Origin of the sequence: Bacillus sp. MMSF_3353, assembly GCF_030733445.1 — a bacterium.
Taxonomy (GTDB): domain Bacteria; phylum Bacillota; class Bacilli; order Bacillales; family Bacillaceae_G; genus Bacillus_A; species Bacillus_A wiedmannii.
On record NZ_JASHJA010000004.1, the window covers coordinates 347,511 to 366,460 of the forward strand.

Sequence of the window (18,950 nt, forward strand, 5' to 3'; positions counted from 1 at the left end):
CAGTATATACCATAAAACAAAAGAAATACAAATGTAAAACTCCATATTCTTATTTATAAAGAAACATCCTGTGAACATAAATAGGTATTTGCCGTGCCACACTCCGCTTTTACACATACATTATGGTGAATTAACCTATTTTAAAGAAATGGAGGATGTTTTATGTACCCCTACAATCCATACGATCCATATAACCAAAATGCTTATCAGCCTCAATATGATTTACAAGCACAATACCAACAATATATAGATCCAGTAGAACAAGTTAATCCATATGATCAAAATCGACAATTCCAACTTCCAATCTCTTTTCCTGGTACTGGAAACCGTCAACTAGAAAGACGAGTAAATGAACTTGAGCAAAGAGTACGTCAATTAGAAAACACGGTTGAGCGTCATACACGTAGATTAAACCGCTTAAACCAGCGTTTACGTACAATAGAAAACAGACTAAACATTCCATTTTCAGCATTAGAAGACGGATTTTAATTTCGAAAGTAAAAAATATATAAAGGAAGGGGCTCCCCCTTCCTTTATATAAATTGACGAAAGTTTTCTCCATCTCTATACTGATAAGAGTTAATGAAATGAAACAAGGTGATAAATATGGATTTTGAAATAAATTATCTTTCCTTTTATGTTGTACAAGTAGAAGGAAAAGGTGAAGCTGTTGATAAACGCTACAAACATTTTCAAACGTTAGACGCTGAAGAGTATGAAGATAGCTCCTTAAAAGAATTTTTGAATGGTGAATTATTAAAAATTTCAAAGCGAAAAGTAGAACGTCATGCGAAAACAGAACAAGCTCCGACAAAGATCGGTCGCTTCATTGTAGAAGAAGGGCACGAACTTGATTCAAACCCTCATTACAACCTATTTAATCGCATTCGCTTTGCGGAAACAAAAGAAAACTTCAAAGATATGAGTGAACCTCTCGTTTATACATATCTGGACACAAGCGCTGTACGCGGTGGTGTATTTTTAATTGCGCAAGCAAAACTACGCAAATACTTTGATGATCCATTCGTTTTCGTTATGAAATGTGACTTCGAACCGAAAGTCGCTTCTATTTCAGATGAATCCACACTGATTCGTAACGTTGAAATGGCCATCACAACAAAAAACATGAAATCTATCCAATATCCGTACATGCCTGAAGAAGGTATGGTCGAAGTAGGCGAACTAAAAATTCACCAAGCATCTCACGCCCGTTATTTTGAGGACTTCTTAAAATTCGTCGAGTACGAACGCTCTATGCCTGAAATTATGAAAACACAAGTAATGGACATGGTATACGACCAAATTGAAGATGTATTTGAAGAAGGTACGGAAGAACGCGAACAATTCGACCAAGCAATGGAAGTATGGGCTGCCAGTCCGAAACGCGAAATTATGGAACAATTTTCAACCGAAGAAGTAATGGAAGCTACCGCTCAAATCGTCGAGCACGCTCCTGAAGTGGAATTAAAGCTAAAAGCAGACCACATCTCCGTAAAGGCCCTGCTTGCTGATTTCGGGGATCAAATACATATCGCAAAGGTAAATGACCGATACGTATTAATGATTGAAGCTGATACACTTACGTTTGAGAAAGGCTTCTCTCCGATTGAATTTCTGAAGCCAGATGAATTGCAAGATGTGATTGAGCGGATTGAGAATAAGCAACAGTATTCTTACGATCCGAACGGGATTGAATAAAGTGAAACTTTAATCAGTGGGGGTTTTGTTCATCCCCACTGATTATCAGCCCTCACCAATCGGGCTTTTACGGGCAGTTGATCCCCCACCTAACTTCGTTGCTTCAGCTGAATTTTAAGGTGGGGGGTCTTACTGCCCGTTAATGCGGGATAAATCCTTCCATATAACTATTTTTACTGAGCGCTGTTAACAAACGCTCTTTTATTTGGGACATAGTTGACCGTTATATAAAAAAACCGATTCTTCTAAGAATCGGTTTTTCTGCTTTAAAACAAAATATGCTTATTTTTAATCCAAGATAACAATTGTTGCAGAATCCAGTAGATTCCTTCCTTGTTGTACAAGTGTATTTCCATTAGAGTAGTCACTATGTATATTGGTAAAATGAAAATTTCACTTCACTACCTCAAATTTATTGTACTCGTAAAAAGATAATTGAAAACGATATTCTGGATGCTCTCTCACCCAATCGTAAGCTTCTTCTAAAATATCCATTTTGTTTTGTAAGTCATTAAGTTCACTACATTCGTCCCTTTTCTGTTTGCACAGAGGGCAGAATCCATTCACTATTTCGGCACTCTTCGCCCTAATAGTTTTACTTTCTAAGTCAACTACTAGACGAAGAAGAAGAGAATGCTCTTCTTTTGTAGTCACGGTCATTTCAGCAATCCCATCCTCATTCCAAAAGACTCCGTTTAATTCCATCTTTACGGCGACGTCTTTAATATCCAAGTCTATCACCATCACACCTCCCTTGTATAAAACTCATATTTTACTCTTCGATTTTAACCTTTAATACACCATGATTTAAAGATATATTAAGCGTTTTCCAATTTTTCTTCTTTGCTATGAAAGGAAGTGTAATTACTGCTAATAGCGTGGTAAATATTATCCCAAAAACTAAAACTGTTACAATGTTAAAGATTGCTTCCATTTAACTCTACCCTCTTTCATTTCTATGGGCTCTAATTTTATGAATGTATTTAAAAATTCTTACCACACCTTAATTTTCAAAGCAATTATAATGGCCCAATCACAACAATTCAATTCCTATTTAATATGAATACTTTATTCATCCATCAGTACAATGACGTTAAATTTATGTAGCTAGAAATAGAGGAGAATGTCATTTAACCTCTACATTCTCCTCCATCTCAGCCAAATACCTAATCTGTCTTTCCGCTTTTCTAACCGCCGTACGAAAATGCTTTTTCAAAAGTTCTACTGTAGCTTCACTTATATAATATCTTTCTGTTATACTTTCCCACGTGTCACTATTTTCAAATGCACTCCAAACGAAAGGACGCTCTGTATTTTTTCTCATTTCTTTAAATACCCATTTTCGCATCTTTTTTTTCGCTTTTTCTGTTAGTTTTCCGTTCTCTACAAGTTCAAGCTCACCATGTCTTTTGTACCGTTTACGAATGTCTCTCTCGCTATATACTTTAAGAAGTATATTCGCTGTATTCTCAGCATCCGCTAAAGCTCGGTGCTGCTTCCCTTCCCACGTTAAACCGAGCTGTTCTACTGCAAATTGTAAACTTGGTGTATGCTCAAATAACTCTTCATACGCTTGGAAAACAAACTTCTGCAAATCAAATTTGCTCTCTTTTTCCATACATGGGCATTCTACACCGTGTAACGTACAATCATGAGATAAAAAACGATAATCTTCTCTTCCCCATGAAACAAATACAGAGTCTTCTCCGATAAATTGAATAAATTTCTCTATAATTTGCGGAAATTTCTCCACACCAATTAAATCTTCCTTTGTAATTCCCGTTAATTTTGTCGTATGACGAGTGAGTCGTGCACTCGGCTTTACTAACTCCGAAAATTCTCCAATTACCTTCATTGTACTTGCTTCTATTTTTACAGCTCCGATATCAACTATCTCTGACGGATCTTCTGATTTATACGGCCTGAAATTTCTCTCTATATCGAACACAATAAAATGTGTAGCGTTTTCCAATTTATTTACCTCTTTCTAAATTCCTTTTCACACACATACTCTATTTTCAGTATTTATTTATTCATTCATACACTTTATGCATGAAATACTTCGTCTAATAAACGAAAATTTAATCTCATTATTATATGTACATAGGAGGTTATTCAATAAAAATGCAAAAAAAAGAAGGGCAAGCCCTTCTTTTTTCCGTAATTACTTCTTGTTAACGTTTGTAGCTTGAGGTCCACGGTTACCTTGTTCTACTTCGAAAGTAACTTCTTGACCTTCTTCTAAAGATTTGAAGCCGTCGCCTTGGATAGCTGAGAAATGAACGAATACGTCTTCTCCGCCTTCAACTTCGATGAAACCGAAACCTTTTTCTGCGTTAAACCATTTTACTTTACCGTTTTGCATTTAAAAAATCCTCCTACAATGTACCTATATGTACATATTCATTTTCAACCACTTTACAATAATACTTCAAACATTAAAAAACTGCAACCCCAGAGGAGATTTAACATTGCTATCCTCCTCGGAAGTTACAGCTCATTTAAATCTCTATATTATTAAAAGTAAAATGGTTTAAAGTAACTATATCATATCAATATAATAAAAGTAAAGTTTTTTTTGCTATATAATTTTTTTCTTCCACTGCATCGCTTTTGATTCACCTGATCCAGCTACAACATAACCCTCTTTTTGGTTAACGATGCGCCAGCCATGCCCTTTAACTGAGTCACATACTGTAACAAGTCCTTCTTCTAAAAGTACACGACAAACCGTACTAATCCCCGCCTTATTTTGCGTTGACGTTGTATATAGCACATGTTGATCTACACTCAAGGCTAAATAGCTACTTGCTTTCTGCTCACTTTGACATGTGTGCCAATATGTTTTTTCACTCTCAATACTTTCATCTATTTTACAAAAAGAAATATTCCCGCTAATCCCCTTGCACGATCCACTCGCTGCTACTATATAAGAATTGTGTACAGTCAACGCTGAGATCATCTGATTCATCACGATTTTAATCCTCTTTAATTTACGTGTCTCCAAATTAAAGAGCCAAACCCCACCATATTTAGCATGTATTTTCGTACCGATAAATAAGTAATGTTTATATAAAAATAACGATCGAATAGATGGTGCCCCGCCACCATACTCAAGAAATGGATGAATGGTTTCCCATGTCGAACCAAAATCATTAGAACGATACAACGTTTTATCTCCATGAGCAATGACTGTTCCTTGTACATTACTACACACATTCCAACTCGTTGCTTTTGTTGGAAAACGCTGAACCGTCCAGTTCTCTCCACCATTCATACTACGAATAAAAATCCCTTCGTCACCTACACCATACACTACATTATCTTCGCTATGTAAATCCCTAATTCGTTTTTGAAAACCTTTTAATATTTGTTTCCATTCTCCGTCTCGTTCAATAAATAAGCCATTATATGTAGTAGCTAACATAAGTTTTCCATCTCTTAACTTTGTAATAGCGGTCGCACTTAACATTGTCTCCACGTTGACACTCCCATTCTTAGAACTTCTCAGCAAATGCAATTGCAAAATTACTGCATTTTTCAACATCCTCTTCATCTTCTGGAGCTAGTTCGATTTTCAATCCTTCTTGTACAAGCTCTGCACCGCGTTCTACAAGTCTTTCTTCAAATATCGTTACCGCTTCACAAAATAGTTCATACGCCGTATCACCTGATCCGAATACCGCTACTTTCTTTCCTGATAAATCTATATTTTCTAAGTCCTCATGGAAATCTTCCGCCTCAAACGGTAATTCACCATCGCCCCACGTATAAGATCCTAAAATGATTCCATCATAGGCTAATAATTCTTCAGCATCCATGCCTTCCATTTCTTGCAATACTACTTCATGATCAAAAGCATCTAAACTAACTTTTATTAAATCAGCAATACTCTCTGTATTTCCTGACATACTTGCATAAGCTATTAAAATTTTTGCCACTTCGGCATCCCCCTCTTACAATAAATGATTCTCATTCTCATTATATTAATAATGAGAATCAATTTCAATTATATTTTTCATTTTTATTTATTCCATATAAAAAAGCACAGATGACTATACAATCACCTGTGCTTTTTTATTACTTTTTAAAAATACCAAACGGCTTTCCAACTGGTAATACAACTTTACCGAAGTGTGTATTTAACACTGCTGCTGCTGAACCATAGAAAGATAATAATGAAATACATAGTTCAGAATACGCTGCTAAATTATGCATTGCATGTGGCATAACACCTAAAGTACTTAATGAAAGACCAATAAATAAGAAATCAATAAGGACGAAAATCATAAATAATACTTTATGTGTTTCCATTGCACCAATTGTCATAAAGATTGTGAAAATCAAATATCCAATAAAGGCTACACCCAGCTGTTTTGAATCTGCAGCTTGTGCTAATTTTTCGCCAAATACTCCAAGTTGAATTAACCAAGTCATTCCAACACCTAACCAAAATAGGCCGTATGCACCGAATGCTGTTGTACCGAACGTATTGTTATGCTTTGCATCGTGAATGCACGCAAAGATTTGTGCAAATCCTCCTAAAAAGATTGCCCACGGTAATACAAGTGAAACGCCATCTGTTAAGCCTAACTTTTGAGATGATGCTACAAGTGTTACCATCGCTAATCCAAATAGACCAATTCCAGATGGATCTGCTGTTGTCATTTTCACATGATGTGTAGTTGTTTGATTGCTCATATAAACCTCCTGATTATAAACATACTCGAATACAATACTTAAATCAGAAGGCTATGTCAATGGTTTTTTTTGTATGTTGTCAGACCTTACTTTTTATAATGATTACATATACTTCCGACCACTTCATACGGTTTTATATTCACTTTCTCCAACTCGTGTATCGGCAACCATAATGGAATATAACTCCCTCTATCTTTCATTTCGAATTCTTCAGCTTTACCACTTCCGAAAACTCCACCTACAATATGGGCATTAAAATAATACTCCGTTCCCTTATACTCCACCTTTGCAATGAGATGCTCCACTTTTATATGTACCCCTAACTCTTCATAAGCCTCTCGCTTCGTTGCCTCTTCAGGTGTTTCTCCTTCTTCAATTCCTCCTCCCGGAAAAACATAATATATTTCTCCTTCTCGGATACGTTTTATAAGTACGATTTTCCCTTCCTGCACAATGATAGCCGCGCCGCGATTTCTTATCATTTTATTACCTCAATACGAATCGCAACTGTTCCCCACTTTTCTTCTTGTTCTTTCGTATATATTTTGTATGTACTTTCTAGCATTTCCTCTAAACTATCATTTTCACAATCCAATAATTTTTTATCAATTTGTTCGTACATCGCTTTAAAGCTTTCGTATCGTTTTATTTCCGTTACTTTGGCAGTCATCGTTTCCTCTGTCGTAAGGTGCGTAAATACAATATGATCGCCTTGTTTTATAAGTTGACGTTTTGCATCGTATAAACGTACTTCATATACTTTTTTTCCTAATTGAATTGATTGAAAAGGTTTATTATATAATCCCATTTCGTATATCATTCATTCCACTCCTTTTTTATGCATTACGCCTACTACTATTTTTGTGCATTACCAATTCATACAACACAGTTCGACTTATTCCAAGTTGCATATAATGTTCCATATCCATTACTTGCTTTAGAGAGGATGCTAAATTTGTTATGTTATTTTTAAATCAAAAACCTGAATATAATAAATATGATATTGGTGATTATACTTATAGTAAAGTAGGTCCAACCATTTTTTCTTGGAATGATGAAACAAAATTAAAAATAGGTAAGTTTTGTTCATTAGGAGAAGAAGTCGTTTTTATACTTGGCGGTGAACATCGCGCAGACTGGATAACGACATACCCATTTAATGCATTTTTTAATGAAGGAGCACATATTACTGGTCATCCTTCTTCAAAAGGTGACATCGTAGTCGGCAACGATGTATGGATTGGTTATCAATCCTGCATTTTATCTGGTGTTACAATTGGTAACGGAGCCATTATTGGGGCAAAGAGTGTTGTTACAAAAGACGTACCTCCATATGCAATTGTAGCTGGTAATCCTGCAAAATTTGTTCGATATCGTTTCCCGCAAGAAACGATTGACAAGCTAGAAAATCTCGCATGGTGGGATTGGGATATTTCTGTTATAAAAGGAGCCATTCCATTTCTACTTTCCAACAAAATCAACGAGTTTTTTACCTCACCCGAAAATGAATCTATGTGATTAATACAAAAAGAGCATCCTATTCTTTCAGGATGCTCTTTTTGTTTTTATTTCTTATGTTCGTGCAAATGATTACACGGAGAACATTGAAATGGAATTTTATCTAAGCAATTAAAGTTTGTTTCACAAATTTGTTCGATCGTTGGGACGAACGGTATGACCACAATATTACTTTCTATTATTTGTGTAACAGGCGGTAACACTGTACCTACTTGATGTTCGAAGCGAATACTCGCTTGATTTATATAATTTCCTGAACCACTTGGCGCGCTCTGAACTACTACTTGGAACGAGACTGTGCGTGCTTCACCTGGATTTAAACTTCCTATAAGAAATCCTGATATTGGGTTTACATTTGGCACTGGCGTATTATCAACCGTTACACTTCCAAGGACAAATTGAACACTACTATCTAACATATCTTGAAAACGAATATTTTGTATCGCTGTATCTCCCGTATTTGTAATAACTGTCGTAAACGTAATAACATCTCCTATTGTTGCTGTTTGATGGTCTGCCACTTTTACAACAGTCGTTGAGACATTTTGAGGAATAAACGGGATAACAACTGTATTGCTATCGCCTTCAACTACTACAGGCGGTTCATTTGGATTCACAATTGCAAGCCCACTCGCCGTAGCTGTATTTGTAACTAAGTTATTTATTTGCCCTCCTGTTATTACAACTTGGAAATTAATAATTGCTGCATCATTTGGCTGAAAATCACCTAACGGAATACCTGTATTCGGGTTGGCAAATGGAAAAGGTACATCATTTACCGTTACCGAGCCATTTATAAATAACGTATTCGGATCAATGATATCTGTTAAAACAATATTCGTCACAGGAACTGTACTATCATTTATAACAGCAATTCCGTAAGTGACAACATCTCCTACCATCGCTACTTCAAAATCCGCTCCTTTTGCAACAAATAAGATTGCCGTATTTACCGTCACTATAACTGTATTGCTCGTATCCATCACTGTAACTGGCGGTTCTCCTGGTACTAAAATATATTCTGCTAACGCCCCAGCAAGGTTCACTACTGTACCACCATCTGGAAAACTTGTAATCGTAGCTTCATATGTTACAAGTGCCGTCTCACCCACTGGGATGTCTGGTATCGTAAATCCAGCCTGTGGATTTAACCCTAGTTGCGGAACTCCATTTATCGTTACACTATTTGGAACAAACTCAGCTTCCTGAGATAACACGTCTATAAATTGAACATTCATCGCATCAGCCGTACCAGTATTTAATATACGAACAGTATACGTTACCGTTTCTCCCACTCCAACAATCGGATGATCTACTTCTTTCAGCATATCTAAACTACCTCGATTTACTGGTGTGACTGTCGTATTACTTGAGTTCGTAATTGTAAACGGTGGTTCTCCTGGAATCAATTCGAAATCACCAGTTACTCTCGCTGTATTCATAATGCTACTAGAAGGCGGAATTGCGATTACATTTACTTCAAATGTAATTAATATACTGTCCCCTACTGCAAGATCTGGTAATGAAAAGCCTACAAATGGATCTAAACCTACTTGCGAAATTCCATTTATTTGTACACTTCCAGGAATGAATTCTAAACTAGGTGACGGAACATCGATAAACTGAACATTCGTCGCTAATACCGTTCCCGTATTTGTAACTTGCACACTATAAGTTAACGTATCCCCTAATCGTGTTGCTTGCTTATTTACGGTTTTTATAACATTAAATCTCCCTCTATTTACCCTTGTTATTGTCGTATTACTCGGTTCAGTTACTACAACCGGCGGCTCTCCTGGTACTAAAGTAAAGCTTCCTGTTATATTTGCAACGTTCGTAATGGTTCCTGATGACGGGATGTTTGTAACTGTCGCTTGAAACGTCACGATAACTGTTTCTCCAACTGGTATATCTCCAACTCCAAAGCCAGTAATCGGATTTAAGTTTGGTTGCGGGGCTCCATTTATCGTTACACTACTTGGTACAAATGACGCTCCTGCTGAAATCGTATCAATAAACTGAACATCATTAGCTGTTACTGTTCCTGTATTCGTTATTTGAACTGTATACGTTAATACATCTCCAACGAGAGTAGCAGCCCTATTTACTTGTTTAATAACATTAAATCGTCCTCTATTTACAGTTGTAAGTGTTGTATTGCTCGGTTGGTTTACTACAACTGGTGGTTCTCCTGGTACTAATATAAAGCTTCCCGTAATATTTGCAGTATTAGCAATTGTTCCGTTTGATGGAACACTGACAACTGTTACTTGGAACGTAACTTCTACACTTTCACCTGGGCTTATATCTGGAAGCGGGAATCCATTATTAGGATTGAATCCAGGTTGTAGCACACCATCTATCGTTACACTATCTGGTATAAATGTGATCGAGGACGGTAATACATCACTATATTGAACATTTGTCGCTACCACTGTACCTGTATTTTGAACTATTGTTGTATATGTGATTGTATCACCTACTGCAACAACCGGCTGACTTACTGATTTTAAAACATTTAAACCGGGTTCATTAATTTCTGTTAATGTCGTATTACTTGTTGTTGTTTCTGTAATAGGCGGCTCTGTTTCACTTACAGCAAATGTAGCTGTAACGTCTACAAAGTTAACAATCGTTCCCCCCTCAGGTATGCTCGTAACCACTTCCTGATATGTGACAAGTACAAAATCATCTACAGGGATATCTGGAACTGTAAAGCCAATGAAAGGATCTAATCCTGGTGCCGGCACCCCATTTATGCTCACACTTCCCGGTACAAATGCTACACCGGCGGAAGTTGTATCTATAAATTTAACATTCGTTGCTGCCACTGTACCGAAATTAAAGATTAATACATCATACGTTAATATTTCTCCAACCGTCGCTACCTCTTTATCGACTAGTTTTAATGGAAATATAGACGCTATATTAATTGTCGTAACGACTAAATTCGTTAATATCGTTTCCGTAATTGGTGGTTCCTGCGGATTTGGTTGTGAAGTAAATGTAACATCTGCATCATTTAATATGACTTCATTATCTGGAATCTCCGTAATCGTCACTTGGAACGTCACAGCAATATTTGCACCTGCATTTAATAACGGACTAACTGGAAATCCTGTTTCTGGATTTAAGCCAAGTTGCTGCGCCCCACCTATCGTTACACTATTTGCTACAAATATCGTTCCTTCTGGTATGACATCTTGAAAGAACACATCTGTAACTGGTATAATTCCTACGTTTGAAATTAGCACAGTATACGTTAATACATCCCCAACCGCTCCAGCAGCAACATCAACTGTTTTTGTTGCTGTTACTTCACCAGGAGGAGGTAACGGTATCGTAACTACTGTCGTATTACTTGAATTTGTCGTTGTTACAGGAGGCTGTAAAGGATTTAATAAAAAAGTGGCTGTAGCAGATGCCGTGTTTAATACGGCTCCGCGCGTGGATGGCGCAACTACTGTTACTTGGAACGTTACAGTCAACGATGTTCCAGCTGCGATATTAGGAAGCGGAAAACCTATATTTGGATCAAATCCAGGTTGAGGCGTTCCATTTATCGTTACACTATTTGCTACAAATGTTGTTTCTGGAGCAATTGGATCAATAAAGGAAGCATTCGTTGCTGTTACTGTGCCGTTATTTCGAATGACAACAGAATACGTGTAAGTCTCTCCAAGTGCAGCTTGTTGTACAGATGAAGATTTTTGTATATTTAATCGAGCAGTGTTTACTTGCGTCACAACGAAATTACTATTCGTAACAGTCGTTATTGGAGGGTTTGCTGGATTTATAAGAAAACTTGCAGTAACGTTCGATTGGTTTCTTATATTTCCACCGCTCGGAACACTCGTCACTGTAACTTGAAACGTAATCGTAGATGTTTGCCCGACCGGAATATTTGGTACTGGGAAACCTACCATAGGATCCGCACCTTGCTGAACGACTCCGTTTATCGTCACACTATTTGCTACAAACGCAGCACCAGACGGAATTGGATCTTGAAAAATAATATTCGTTGCAGGAACAGTTCCTGTATTTTGAATGCGAATCGTATACGTTAGCGTATCTCCTATACCTGCTTGGGGTGTATTTACACTCTTCATTACATTAAGTGATCCTACATTCACTCGCGTCACAACAATGTTACTAATCGTTACAATTGTAACTGGTGGCTGGAGAGGACTTACTTGGAAATCAGCAGTTACATTCGCATTATTTGGAAGAACTCTATTTGGTGGTACACTCGTAATCGTCACTTGAAAAGTAACTGTTACCATACCTCCTACCGGAATGTTAGCAAGTGGAAATCCAATTGTTGGGCTTAAACCTGGTTGAGGCGTTCCATTTATCGTTACACTATTTGCTACAAACGTTGTTCCAGATGGAATTGGATCAACGAATGATACATTTGTCGCTGCTACTGTTCCACTATTTTGTATACGAATTGTATACGTTAGCGTATCTCCTACACCTGCTTCAGTAGCACTTACACTTTTTATTACATTTAGCCCTGAAGAATTCACCACTGTATTAACAGTATTACTTGGCACCGTTACAGTAATTGGTGGCTCTGTTGGATTTACAAGGAAATCTCCAGTTACATTCGCATTATTTACAACATTATTTCCTTGAGGAATTTCATCAATTAATACTTCAAACGTAACAATTATACTCGCGCCAGTAGGCAAATTATTTAATAAGAATCCAAGTTCTGGATCTGCCCCTTCTTGTAAAACACCATTAACAACTACACTATTTTCAATAAATAATGTCCCTTGTGGAATTGAATCTTGAAAAAACACATTTGTAGCTGTTACACTACCTGCATTTATAACTTCAATTGTATATACTAAAACATCCCCTACCGTTGCAACATCCGTATTCACTGTTTTCAAAACTTCAAAGTTCCCTGATTGTACTGTTGTATTCACAATGTTACTCGAAACATTGATTGTTACTGGCGGTTCACTCGGATTCACTTGAAAACTCGCTGTTACATTTGCTTGATTTAAAATATCTTCATTTTCTGGATCCTGTACAATTAATACGTCAAATGTGACTATAACTGTTTGAGCCGCAGGAATATTAGGAAGAGAGAATCCTGTATTCGGATTTAATCCACTTTGCGATACTCCATTAACGGTTACAGAATTTGCAACGAAAGAAACCGCTGAAGAAATAGTGTCTTGGAAAAACACGTTTGTTAACGGAACATTTCCTGTATTTTGAACGGCAATCGTGTACGTTAAAGTGTCCCCTACTGCCGCTTGTGTCGTATTCACTTCTTTTATTACATTTAAACCGCCTGTATTAACTTGCGTCACAACTGTATTCGTTTGTCTATTAATCGTCACTGGTGGTTGATTCGGAATAACGACGAAATTAGCAGATACATTTCCGCGATTCGCAATCGTGCCTCCGAATGGCGTAGATGTCACTCGGACTTGAAAACGCACTGTCCTACTTCCACCTGGAGAAATATTTGCTACCGCAAACCCAGTCGAAGGATTTGCTCCTGGTTGTGAAACCCCATCTACAGTTACACTATTTGCTATAAAAGTCGTTCCAATTGGGATTGGATCTTGAAAAATAACATTCGTCGCAAGTACATTTCCTATATTTTCAATTGTAACAGTGTACGTAAGAACGTCATTCACTGTCGCAAAAGCTCTATCCACTGCTTTTCTCGTTCTTATATCAGCTACATTAATTGTAGTAAATACAGTGTTACTTGTCGCCTGTCCTGAAATTGGTTGTTGACCAGGTACTGGAGTAAAGTTAAATGTTACACTCGCACGATTTGGAATTGGATTTACAAGCGGATTAGATGTTACTCGAACTTGAAAACGCACTACCGTCGTTTGCGAAGCATTAATACTTCCTAGATTAATACTACTTGCTGGATTTGCTCCTGGACGTGCTACCCCATTTACCGTGACACTATTTGGAACAAATGTTGTGCCACCAGGGATACTATCAACAAAAACAACATTATTTGCAGTGACATTTCCATTATTCGTCACATTAACTGTGTATGTTAATACATCATTAAGGGTTGCTGTCTGTAAATCTACAGATTTTTGCATACTTATAGTTGCTTGATTCACTGTCGTTTGTACTGAATTTGAAGAAGACATACTTGTAATTGGTGGACTACCGACGAAAGGACGGAATTGATATGACACCATTGCGCGATTCGGAATAGGATTTGGGTTCGGAAACGATGTTATTCGCACTTGAAATGTAACAACTCTTTGCGCGTTAGTTGGGATTGTGCCTAAATTAATTCCATTAGCAGGGTTCGCATTCGGCTGTGTTACTCCACCTACCGTTACACTACCTGTAACAAACGTCGTTCCGTTCGGAATACTATCTTGTAATATAACATTTTCTGCACTTCCCGTACCTGTATTAGGAACTGTAATTGTGTAGGTAAGAATATCTCCAACTCCTGCAACTGTTCTATTGACCGATTTAACAGGATTAATAATTGGCCCCGTTGCATCAATTTGAACCCCAAAACCAGCTGCAGCATATCCATCTCCATTAGTAACGAATCGAACCGTTGCTGACGTTTGATTATTTACTAATGATGCAGAGGCATTTACATTTGTAATATCCCACCCTTGTCTTCGGACGGCTAAAGCTATCCCTAAAGGCTGATTCAAATCTCCAAACGTTCCAGTTGTATCTAACTCTCCAATATCGTTACAAATTTGTGACTGAAAAAAATTATTTGCGGGGTTTCTCGGGCCGGATAATGCAACTGTAGTATTTGCATTCGGTCCAAAACGAAGTTGATCTCCAACAATGTTAGAATCACCTTCTTGAGCAGTTACGAGCACCCGTCCTGTTACAGCTCCTGTGGCTGGAGTAGCAAATCCTGAAATAGTAGCATCCACTGGTGGTGATGAAGCATCGATAATTTCTTGACCTGCATAAACTGATAAATTCCGAAGTGGCAAACTAGCATTTTGATACACAACCTCAAGCGTCCATCCAGCCGAACGACTAATAGTTGGATCAGATGAAGTTCTTGCAGCTGGCACAGCCCCGGTTGTATATGTGCCTGCCCCACCCGCACTAACAAGATTCGTTACATTGGCAGAGCGCGCATAATAAAACTGATTCCCTACTGAACCTTGCTGCGCAGTAGCAGGATCTGGCGTAACAGAAAAAGTCCCAGCCGGTGTTGTAAATGTAATATTATCATTTAAAAACGGTAAAACATCTTCCGTATCAGTCCGGAAAGTACCAGCCCAAACTAATTCTGCATATAACACACTACTTCCCGCTGGAAGATTTAAAATTGCACTTGAAGAATTCAATTGCCATTCATCTGTTGTCCCTACCGGGAATCCTGGTACTTGTAGCGCTGTATTTACTGTCGTAAACACAGCAAGTGTACCAAAAATATTACCTGGTGCAGGTGATGTAGGGCTAAGCCCTAACGTATTCCCAGTGAACGTGACGGCACCAGGTACTGTTGTTGTAAAACGATTTATAAAAGGCACACAATCATCTCATTTCAATTATAGTAAAAAGTGCTCTATACTATAAAATGTAGACAAACTATGCAATGTACTTTGTCCAACAAAATTCCGCACATACGAGAGGAGCTTACTACACTATGCGCTATGTTATCGTAACAGGAACTTCACAAGGTTTAGGTGAGGCAATTGCCGCACAATTGTTAGAAGAAAACACGAGTATCATCTCTATTTCTAGAAGAGAAAATAAAGAGCTTACGAAACTTGCACAGCAATATAACAGCAATTGTGTTTTCCACTCCTTAGATCTTCAAGATGTACATAATTTAGAAACGAACTTTAACGAAATCATTTCATCCATTCAAGAAGACACTGTATCATCTATTCATTTAATTAATAACGCTGGTACACTCGCACCAATGAGACCAATAGAAAAAGCTGAAAGCGAACTACTCATTACGAATGTTCAAATTAATTTACTTGCACCGATGATCCTTACCTCCACTTTCATGAAACATACGAAAGACTGGAAAGTAGATAAACGTGTTATAAACATTTCATCTGGTGCAGGGAAAAATCCTTATTTCGGATGGGGCGCTTATTGCACGACGAAAGCTGGTGTAAATATGTTTACACAGTGCGTAGCAACCGAAGAAGCAGAAAAAGAATATCCAGTAAAAATCGTCTCTTTTGCACCTGGTGTTGTTGACACAAGTATGCAAGCACAAATTCGTGAAACAAATAAAGAAGATTTCATAAATTTAGACCGCTTCATCGCACTAAAAGAAGAAGGAAAACTATTGTCACCTGAATACGTTGCGAAAGCAATTCGTAACTTACTAGAAACTGAGAATTTCCCGCAAGGTGAAGTCATTCGAATTGATGAATAACAAAAAGGCATGCTCTAATAGCGTGCCTTTTCATTTTATTTCTCTAAAAATATAAGTATAGACTCCGCAATTTGTTCATAACCAATTTCTTGATAAATTTTATTAGACGTAGGATTCGCTAGATCAGTATATAACGTAGTCGTCTTATACCCTTCATCTAACATACGTTGACTAAGTGCACCGACACAACTAGATGCATATCCTTTTTTCCGTTCTTCTTTCGGCGTATATACGAAATTAACTGTTATATTGTTTGTAGTCGGTCTCGTTTTTGCAGCTACAGATACAAGCTTCCCATCTACTTCTAAACCAAATAGACGACGGTTCGTAATTAATGTATGAGCGGTTTGGGTCGCTTCTTCTTTCGTAGTAGGCAAATTCACATCTTCGCAAAATTGATATATCCACTGTTCTATTAATGGTAGCTCATCACTACTTACTTCTCGAAATACTCCATCTCCGTTCCACTTTTTCTTCACTTGTTTTAATTCATATATACCTTGCTCCATTGCAACAGTAGTTTTCTTATTTTCTAACACTGCAATCTCTTCCGCTAATCTCTGTACCATTTTCTTATTACCAATCAATCCAGGAACATTTGGATATACTTCTGCTAATCTTTTTGCAAGTTCCACAATTTCCTCTTCCATCATTTCAGACGTAGCAACAATGATTTGTTTCTTCTCTTCTGTTTGAAGAAATACAACTTTAATTTCTTCTCTTTGTTTTGCTACTCCCATAAATATCGGTTGTTGAACCATTTGTAATACACCTAATATGAGATTATTTTCCTGCTCATTCTTTTCTAAAAATGGTGTAACCTCTTTTTTAAAAGTAAGAATCTCTTCATATACATGTAATTGAATCATCGACAATCTCTTCTCTCTATTTATAGTTTCATTAAGTATTGGCGATTAATTCATTAAATTCCTCTTTTACGATTCAATAATATTCGAAACTAACGTATTTAAATCATTTTCCGCTTGTAAAATTCTCTGTTTTTCCTTTTCAAATACCTCTTCTTCTTTTTGAAATGACTCTTTTCGATTGTTAATCATGCGCTCCATTTCTTTTTTACTCGGTCCACCGTATACATTTCTTTTTTGTATAAAAGCTTCTGGTGATACAATTTCTTCCCACTCTTTTTCTAATAATTTTATTTTAAATTTTTCTTGTAAGTATATATTTACATCTTTTACATGTAATTCATGCAGCTCTTTTTTTTGCTCCAATGACATATTCGCAATAACACTCGCTGCATGATGCGCATGCCGAAATGGAATGCTATAGTTTTTTGTTAAAACATCTGCGAAATCAGTTATCGTAATTGCATGTTTATAAGAACGACTCTTCAACGTTTCTTCTTCTACTTTCATCGTTCGAATAACTGCATTCATAATACAAAAAACACGAATGGTCTTTTCAATCCCTTTATATAAATACGGCTGCAGGTCATCTTCCGTATCGACAATATCACCAAATGGAGTATTATGAATCATTTGAAATACTGTAAATGCTTCTCCTAAAGCACTACTCGTAATCGCACGGGCGTGTTCAATGGAAACTGGATTTCGCTTTTGCGGCATAATGCTACTTATTTGTACATATGGCTTTGCGACAGTAATACCATCATATTCTTTCGTCGCTAATAGTAAGAAATCATGGATCCATCTACTCGTATTCGTCATAATTACCATAAGTAACGAGCTAACTTCTAATAAATAATCCGCTCCAGCAACAGCATCATATGAGTTCTCAATTACATTTGTAAACCCAAGTAAATTGGCAACTCGCTCTCGTTTAATTGGGAAACTTGTTGTAGAAAGAGCGGCAGCTCCCATTGGAGATTGGTTTAAAAGTTTGTACGTTCGTTTCATTCGTTCTAAATCTCTTTGCATCGTATCATAAATCGCTAACGTATAATGACCAAATGTTGTGGGCTGTGCTGGTTGTGTATGTGTATAAGCTGGCATAATCGTTTCCTTATGATCATCGGCAAGTTGTAATATACTTTCTTGCAATAATAAATGATGTTCCATTAATCGTAATACATATCTTCTTAAACTCATGCGATACATCGTTACACCCATATCATTTCTACTTCTACCAATATGCATATTACTTACAAAATCGCTTTTCGCTTCTTGAGAAATTAAATGTTCCACTAAAAAAAAGAGATCTTCATGCCGCTCTGTATAGAGCAATTGCTCTTCTGGAATTCCCTCTACCTTTTTTAATGCGTGTAGTATAACTTTAGCTTCTTCCTTTTTCATTAAATTTTCTTCAGTCAGCATCGTGATATGCGCTTTATGCACTTGAAACATATCTTTCAATAAGTAATTTCGCTGAAAATGAAATACATGTTGTAATACGCAATCTACATATGTTTTTCCAGGGAAATCAGCGCCTTCACTCTTTATAAACTCTTCTTTACTTTGTTTCATCACCTTTTCCCCTCTCACCTAAGTATTACTACCCATCATACCCAGAGATAGGAAAAAAGTGCTTGTACATAAAGTGAAACTTTAATCAGTGGGGGTTTTCTTCATCCCCCACTGATTATTAGTTGAACCAATCGGACTTTTAGGGGCAGTTGATCCCCCACCTAACTTCTTTGCTTTCGCTGAATTTTGAGGTGGGGGTCTTA

Annotated in this window: 16 protein-coding genes; 4 read left to right on the top strand and 12 right to left on the bottom strand. The window is 37.1% G+C overall.

The features are described 5' to 3' along the window. The first annotated feature begins 162 nt into the window (after nucleotides 1-162). Together RBB48_RS12640 and RBB48_RS12645 are read left to right on the top strand one after the other, a co-directional pair. Nucleotides 163-489 carry a hypothetical protein gene (locus RBB48_RS12640; protein WP_046957795.1) on the top strand — a complete coding sequence of 109 codons (327 nt, stop codon included), beginning with the start codon at nucleotides 163-165 and terminating at the stop codon, nucleotides 487-489. A 117-nt stretch (nucleotides 490-606) separates the two neighbouring features. Continuing rightward, nucleotides 607-1,698 carry a DUF3900 domain-containing protein gene (locus RBB48_RS12645; protein WP_000345047.1) on the top strand — a complete coding sequence of 364 codons (1,092 nt, stop codon included), beginning with the start codon at nucleotides 607-609 and terminating at the stop codon, nucleotides 1,696-1,698. 393 nt (nucleotides 1,699-2,091) lie between these two features. Here RBB48_RS12645 and RBB48_RS12650 read toward each other — a convergent pair whose 3' ends face one another. The 9 genes from RBB48_RS12650 to RBB48_RS12690 all read right to left on the bottom strand — a co-directional run bounded on the left by RBB48_RS12650 (nucleotide 2,092) and on the right by RBB48_RS12690 (nucleotide 7,219). Further along, nucleotides 2,092-2,439 carry a hypothetical protein gene (locus RBB48_RS12650; RefSeq protein ID WP_137014375.1) on the bottom strand — a complete coding sequence of 116 codons (348 nt, stop codon included), beginning with the start codon at nucleotides 2,437-2,439 and terminating at the stop codon, nucleotides 2,092-2,094. A 31-nt stretch (nucleotides 2,440-2,470) separates the two neighbouring features. Then, nucleotides 2,471-2,632 carry a hypothetical protein gene (locus RBB48_RS12655; RefSeq protein ID WP_088064148.1) on the bottom strand — a complete coding sequence of 54 codons (162 nt, stop codon included), beginning with the start codon at nucleotides 2,630-2,632 and terminating at the stop codon, nucleotides 2,471-2,473. 192 nt (nucleotides 2,633-2,824) lie between these two features. Further along, a complete protein-coding gene (locus RBB48_RS12660) occupies nucleotides 2,825-3,670 on the bottom strand; it encodes an exonuclease (protein ID WP_088064149.1) in 846 nt (281 codons plus the stop codon). 192 nt (nucleotides 3,671-3,862) lie between these two features. Then, a complete protein-coding gene (gene cspB, locus RBB48_RS12665; RefSeq protein WP_001179147.1) occupies nucleotides 3,863-4,063 on the bottom strand; it encodes a cold shock-like protein CspB in 201 nt (66 codons plus the stop codon). Between the two features lie 216 nt (nucleotides 4,064-4,279). Further along, nucleotides 4,280-5,179 carry a WD40/YVTN/BNR-like repeat-containing protein gene (locus RBB48_RS12670; protein ID WP_088064150.1) on the bottom strand — a complete coding sequence of 300 codons (900 nt, stop codon included), beginning with the start codon at nucleotides 5,177-5,179 and terminating at the stop codon, nucleotides 4,280-4,282. Nucleotides 5,180-5,195: 16 nt separating this feature from the next. Further along, nucleotides 5,196-5,639 carry a flavodoxin gene (locus RBB48_RS12675; RefSeq protein WP_001062763.1) on the bottom strand — a complete coding sequence of 148 codons (444 nt, stop codon included), beginning with the start codon at nucleotides 5,637-5,639 and terminating at the stop codon, nucleotides 5,196-5,198. A gap of 139 nt (nucleotides 5,640-5,778) precedes the next feature. Then, complete coding sequence (locus RBB48_RS12680) at nucleotides 5,779-6,399, bottom strand: acetate uptake transporter (protein WP_000070936.1); 621 nt, start codon at nucleotides 6,397-6,399, stop codon at nucleotides 5,779-5,781. Nucleotides 6,400-6,485: 86 nt separating this feature from the next. Further along, entirely contained in the window at nucleotides 6,486-6,881 is a 396-nt protein-coding gene (locus RBB48_RS12685; protein ID WP_088064151.1) for an NUDIX hydrolase, read from the bottom strand. Then, nucleotides 6,878-7,219: an ASCH domain-containing protein gene (locus RBB48_RS12690; protein ID WP_088064152.1), complete on the bottom strand. Its 342-nt coding sequence runs from the start codon at nucleotides 7,217-7,219 to the stop codon at nucleotides 6,878-6,880. Before RBB48_RS12690 ends, RBB48_RS12685 begins: the two co-directional genes overlap by 4 nt. 140 nt (nucleotides 7,220-7,359) lie before the next feature. On the opposite strand from RBB48_RS12690, the gene RBB48_RS12695 reads away from it, so the two are divergent. After that, nucleotides 7,360-7,917, top strand: a complete 558-nt coding sequence (locus tag RBB48_RS12695) for a CatB-related O-acetyltransferase (protein WP_000898179.1) — start codon at nucleotides 7,360-7,362, stop codon at nucleotides 7,915-7,917. A 47-nt stretch (nucleotides 7,918-7,964) separates the two neighbouring features. Here the strand turns inward: RBB48_RS12695 and RBB48_RS12700 are convergent, their stop codons facing one another. Continuing rightward, the gene (locus RBB48_RS12700) at nucleotides 7,965-15,437 is read right to left on the bottom strand and encodes a DUF7507 domain-containing protein (protein WP_306007729.1); all 7,473 of its coding nucleotides are present in this window, start codon (nucleotides 15,435-15,437) and stop codon (nucleotides 7,965-7,967) included. Nucleotides 15,438-15,553: 116 nt separating this feature from the next. On the opposite strand from RBB48_RS12700, the gene RBB48_RS12705 reads away from it, so the two are divergent. Then, entirely contained in the window at nucleotides 15,554-16,303 is a 750-nt protein-coding gene (locus RBB48_RS12705) for a (S)-benzoin forming benzil reductase (RefSeq protein WP_088064154.1), read from the top strand. Nucleotides 16,304-16,338: 35 nt separating this feature from the next. On the opposite strand, the gene RBB48_RS12710 is transcribed toward RBB48_RS12705, so the two are convergent. Beyond that, nucleotides 16,339-17,172, bottom strand: a complete 834-nt coding sequence (locus tag RBB48_RS12710; RefSeq protein WP_046954603.1) for a GNAT family N-acetyltransferase — start codon at nucleotides 17,170-17,172, stop codon at nucleotides 16,339-16,341. A gap of 66 nt (nucleotides 17,173-17,238) precedes the next feature. Next, nucleotides 17,239-18,765 (bottom strand): argininosuccinate lyase, encoded by a 1,527-nt coding sequence (gene argH, locus RBB48_RS12715; RefSeq protein WP_097889893.1) that lies wholly within the window; start codon nucleotides 18,763-18,765, stop codon nucleotides 17,239-17,241. Nucleotides 18,766-18,950: the final 185 nt, after the last annotated feature.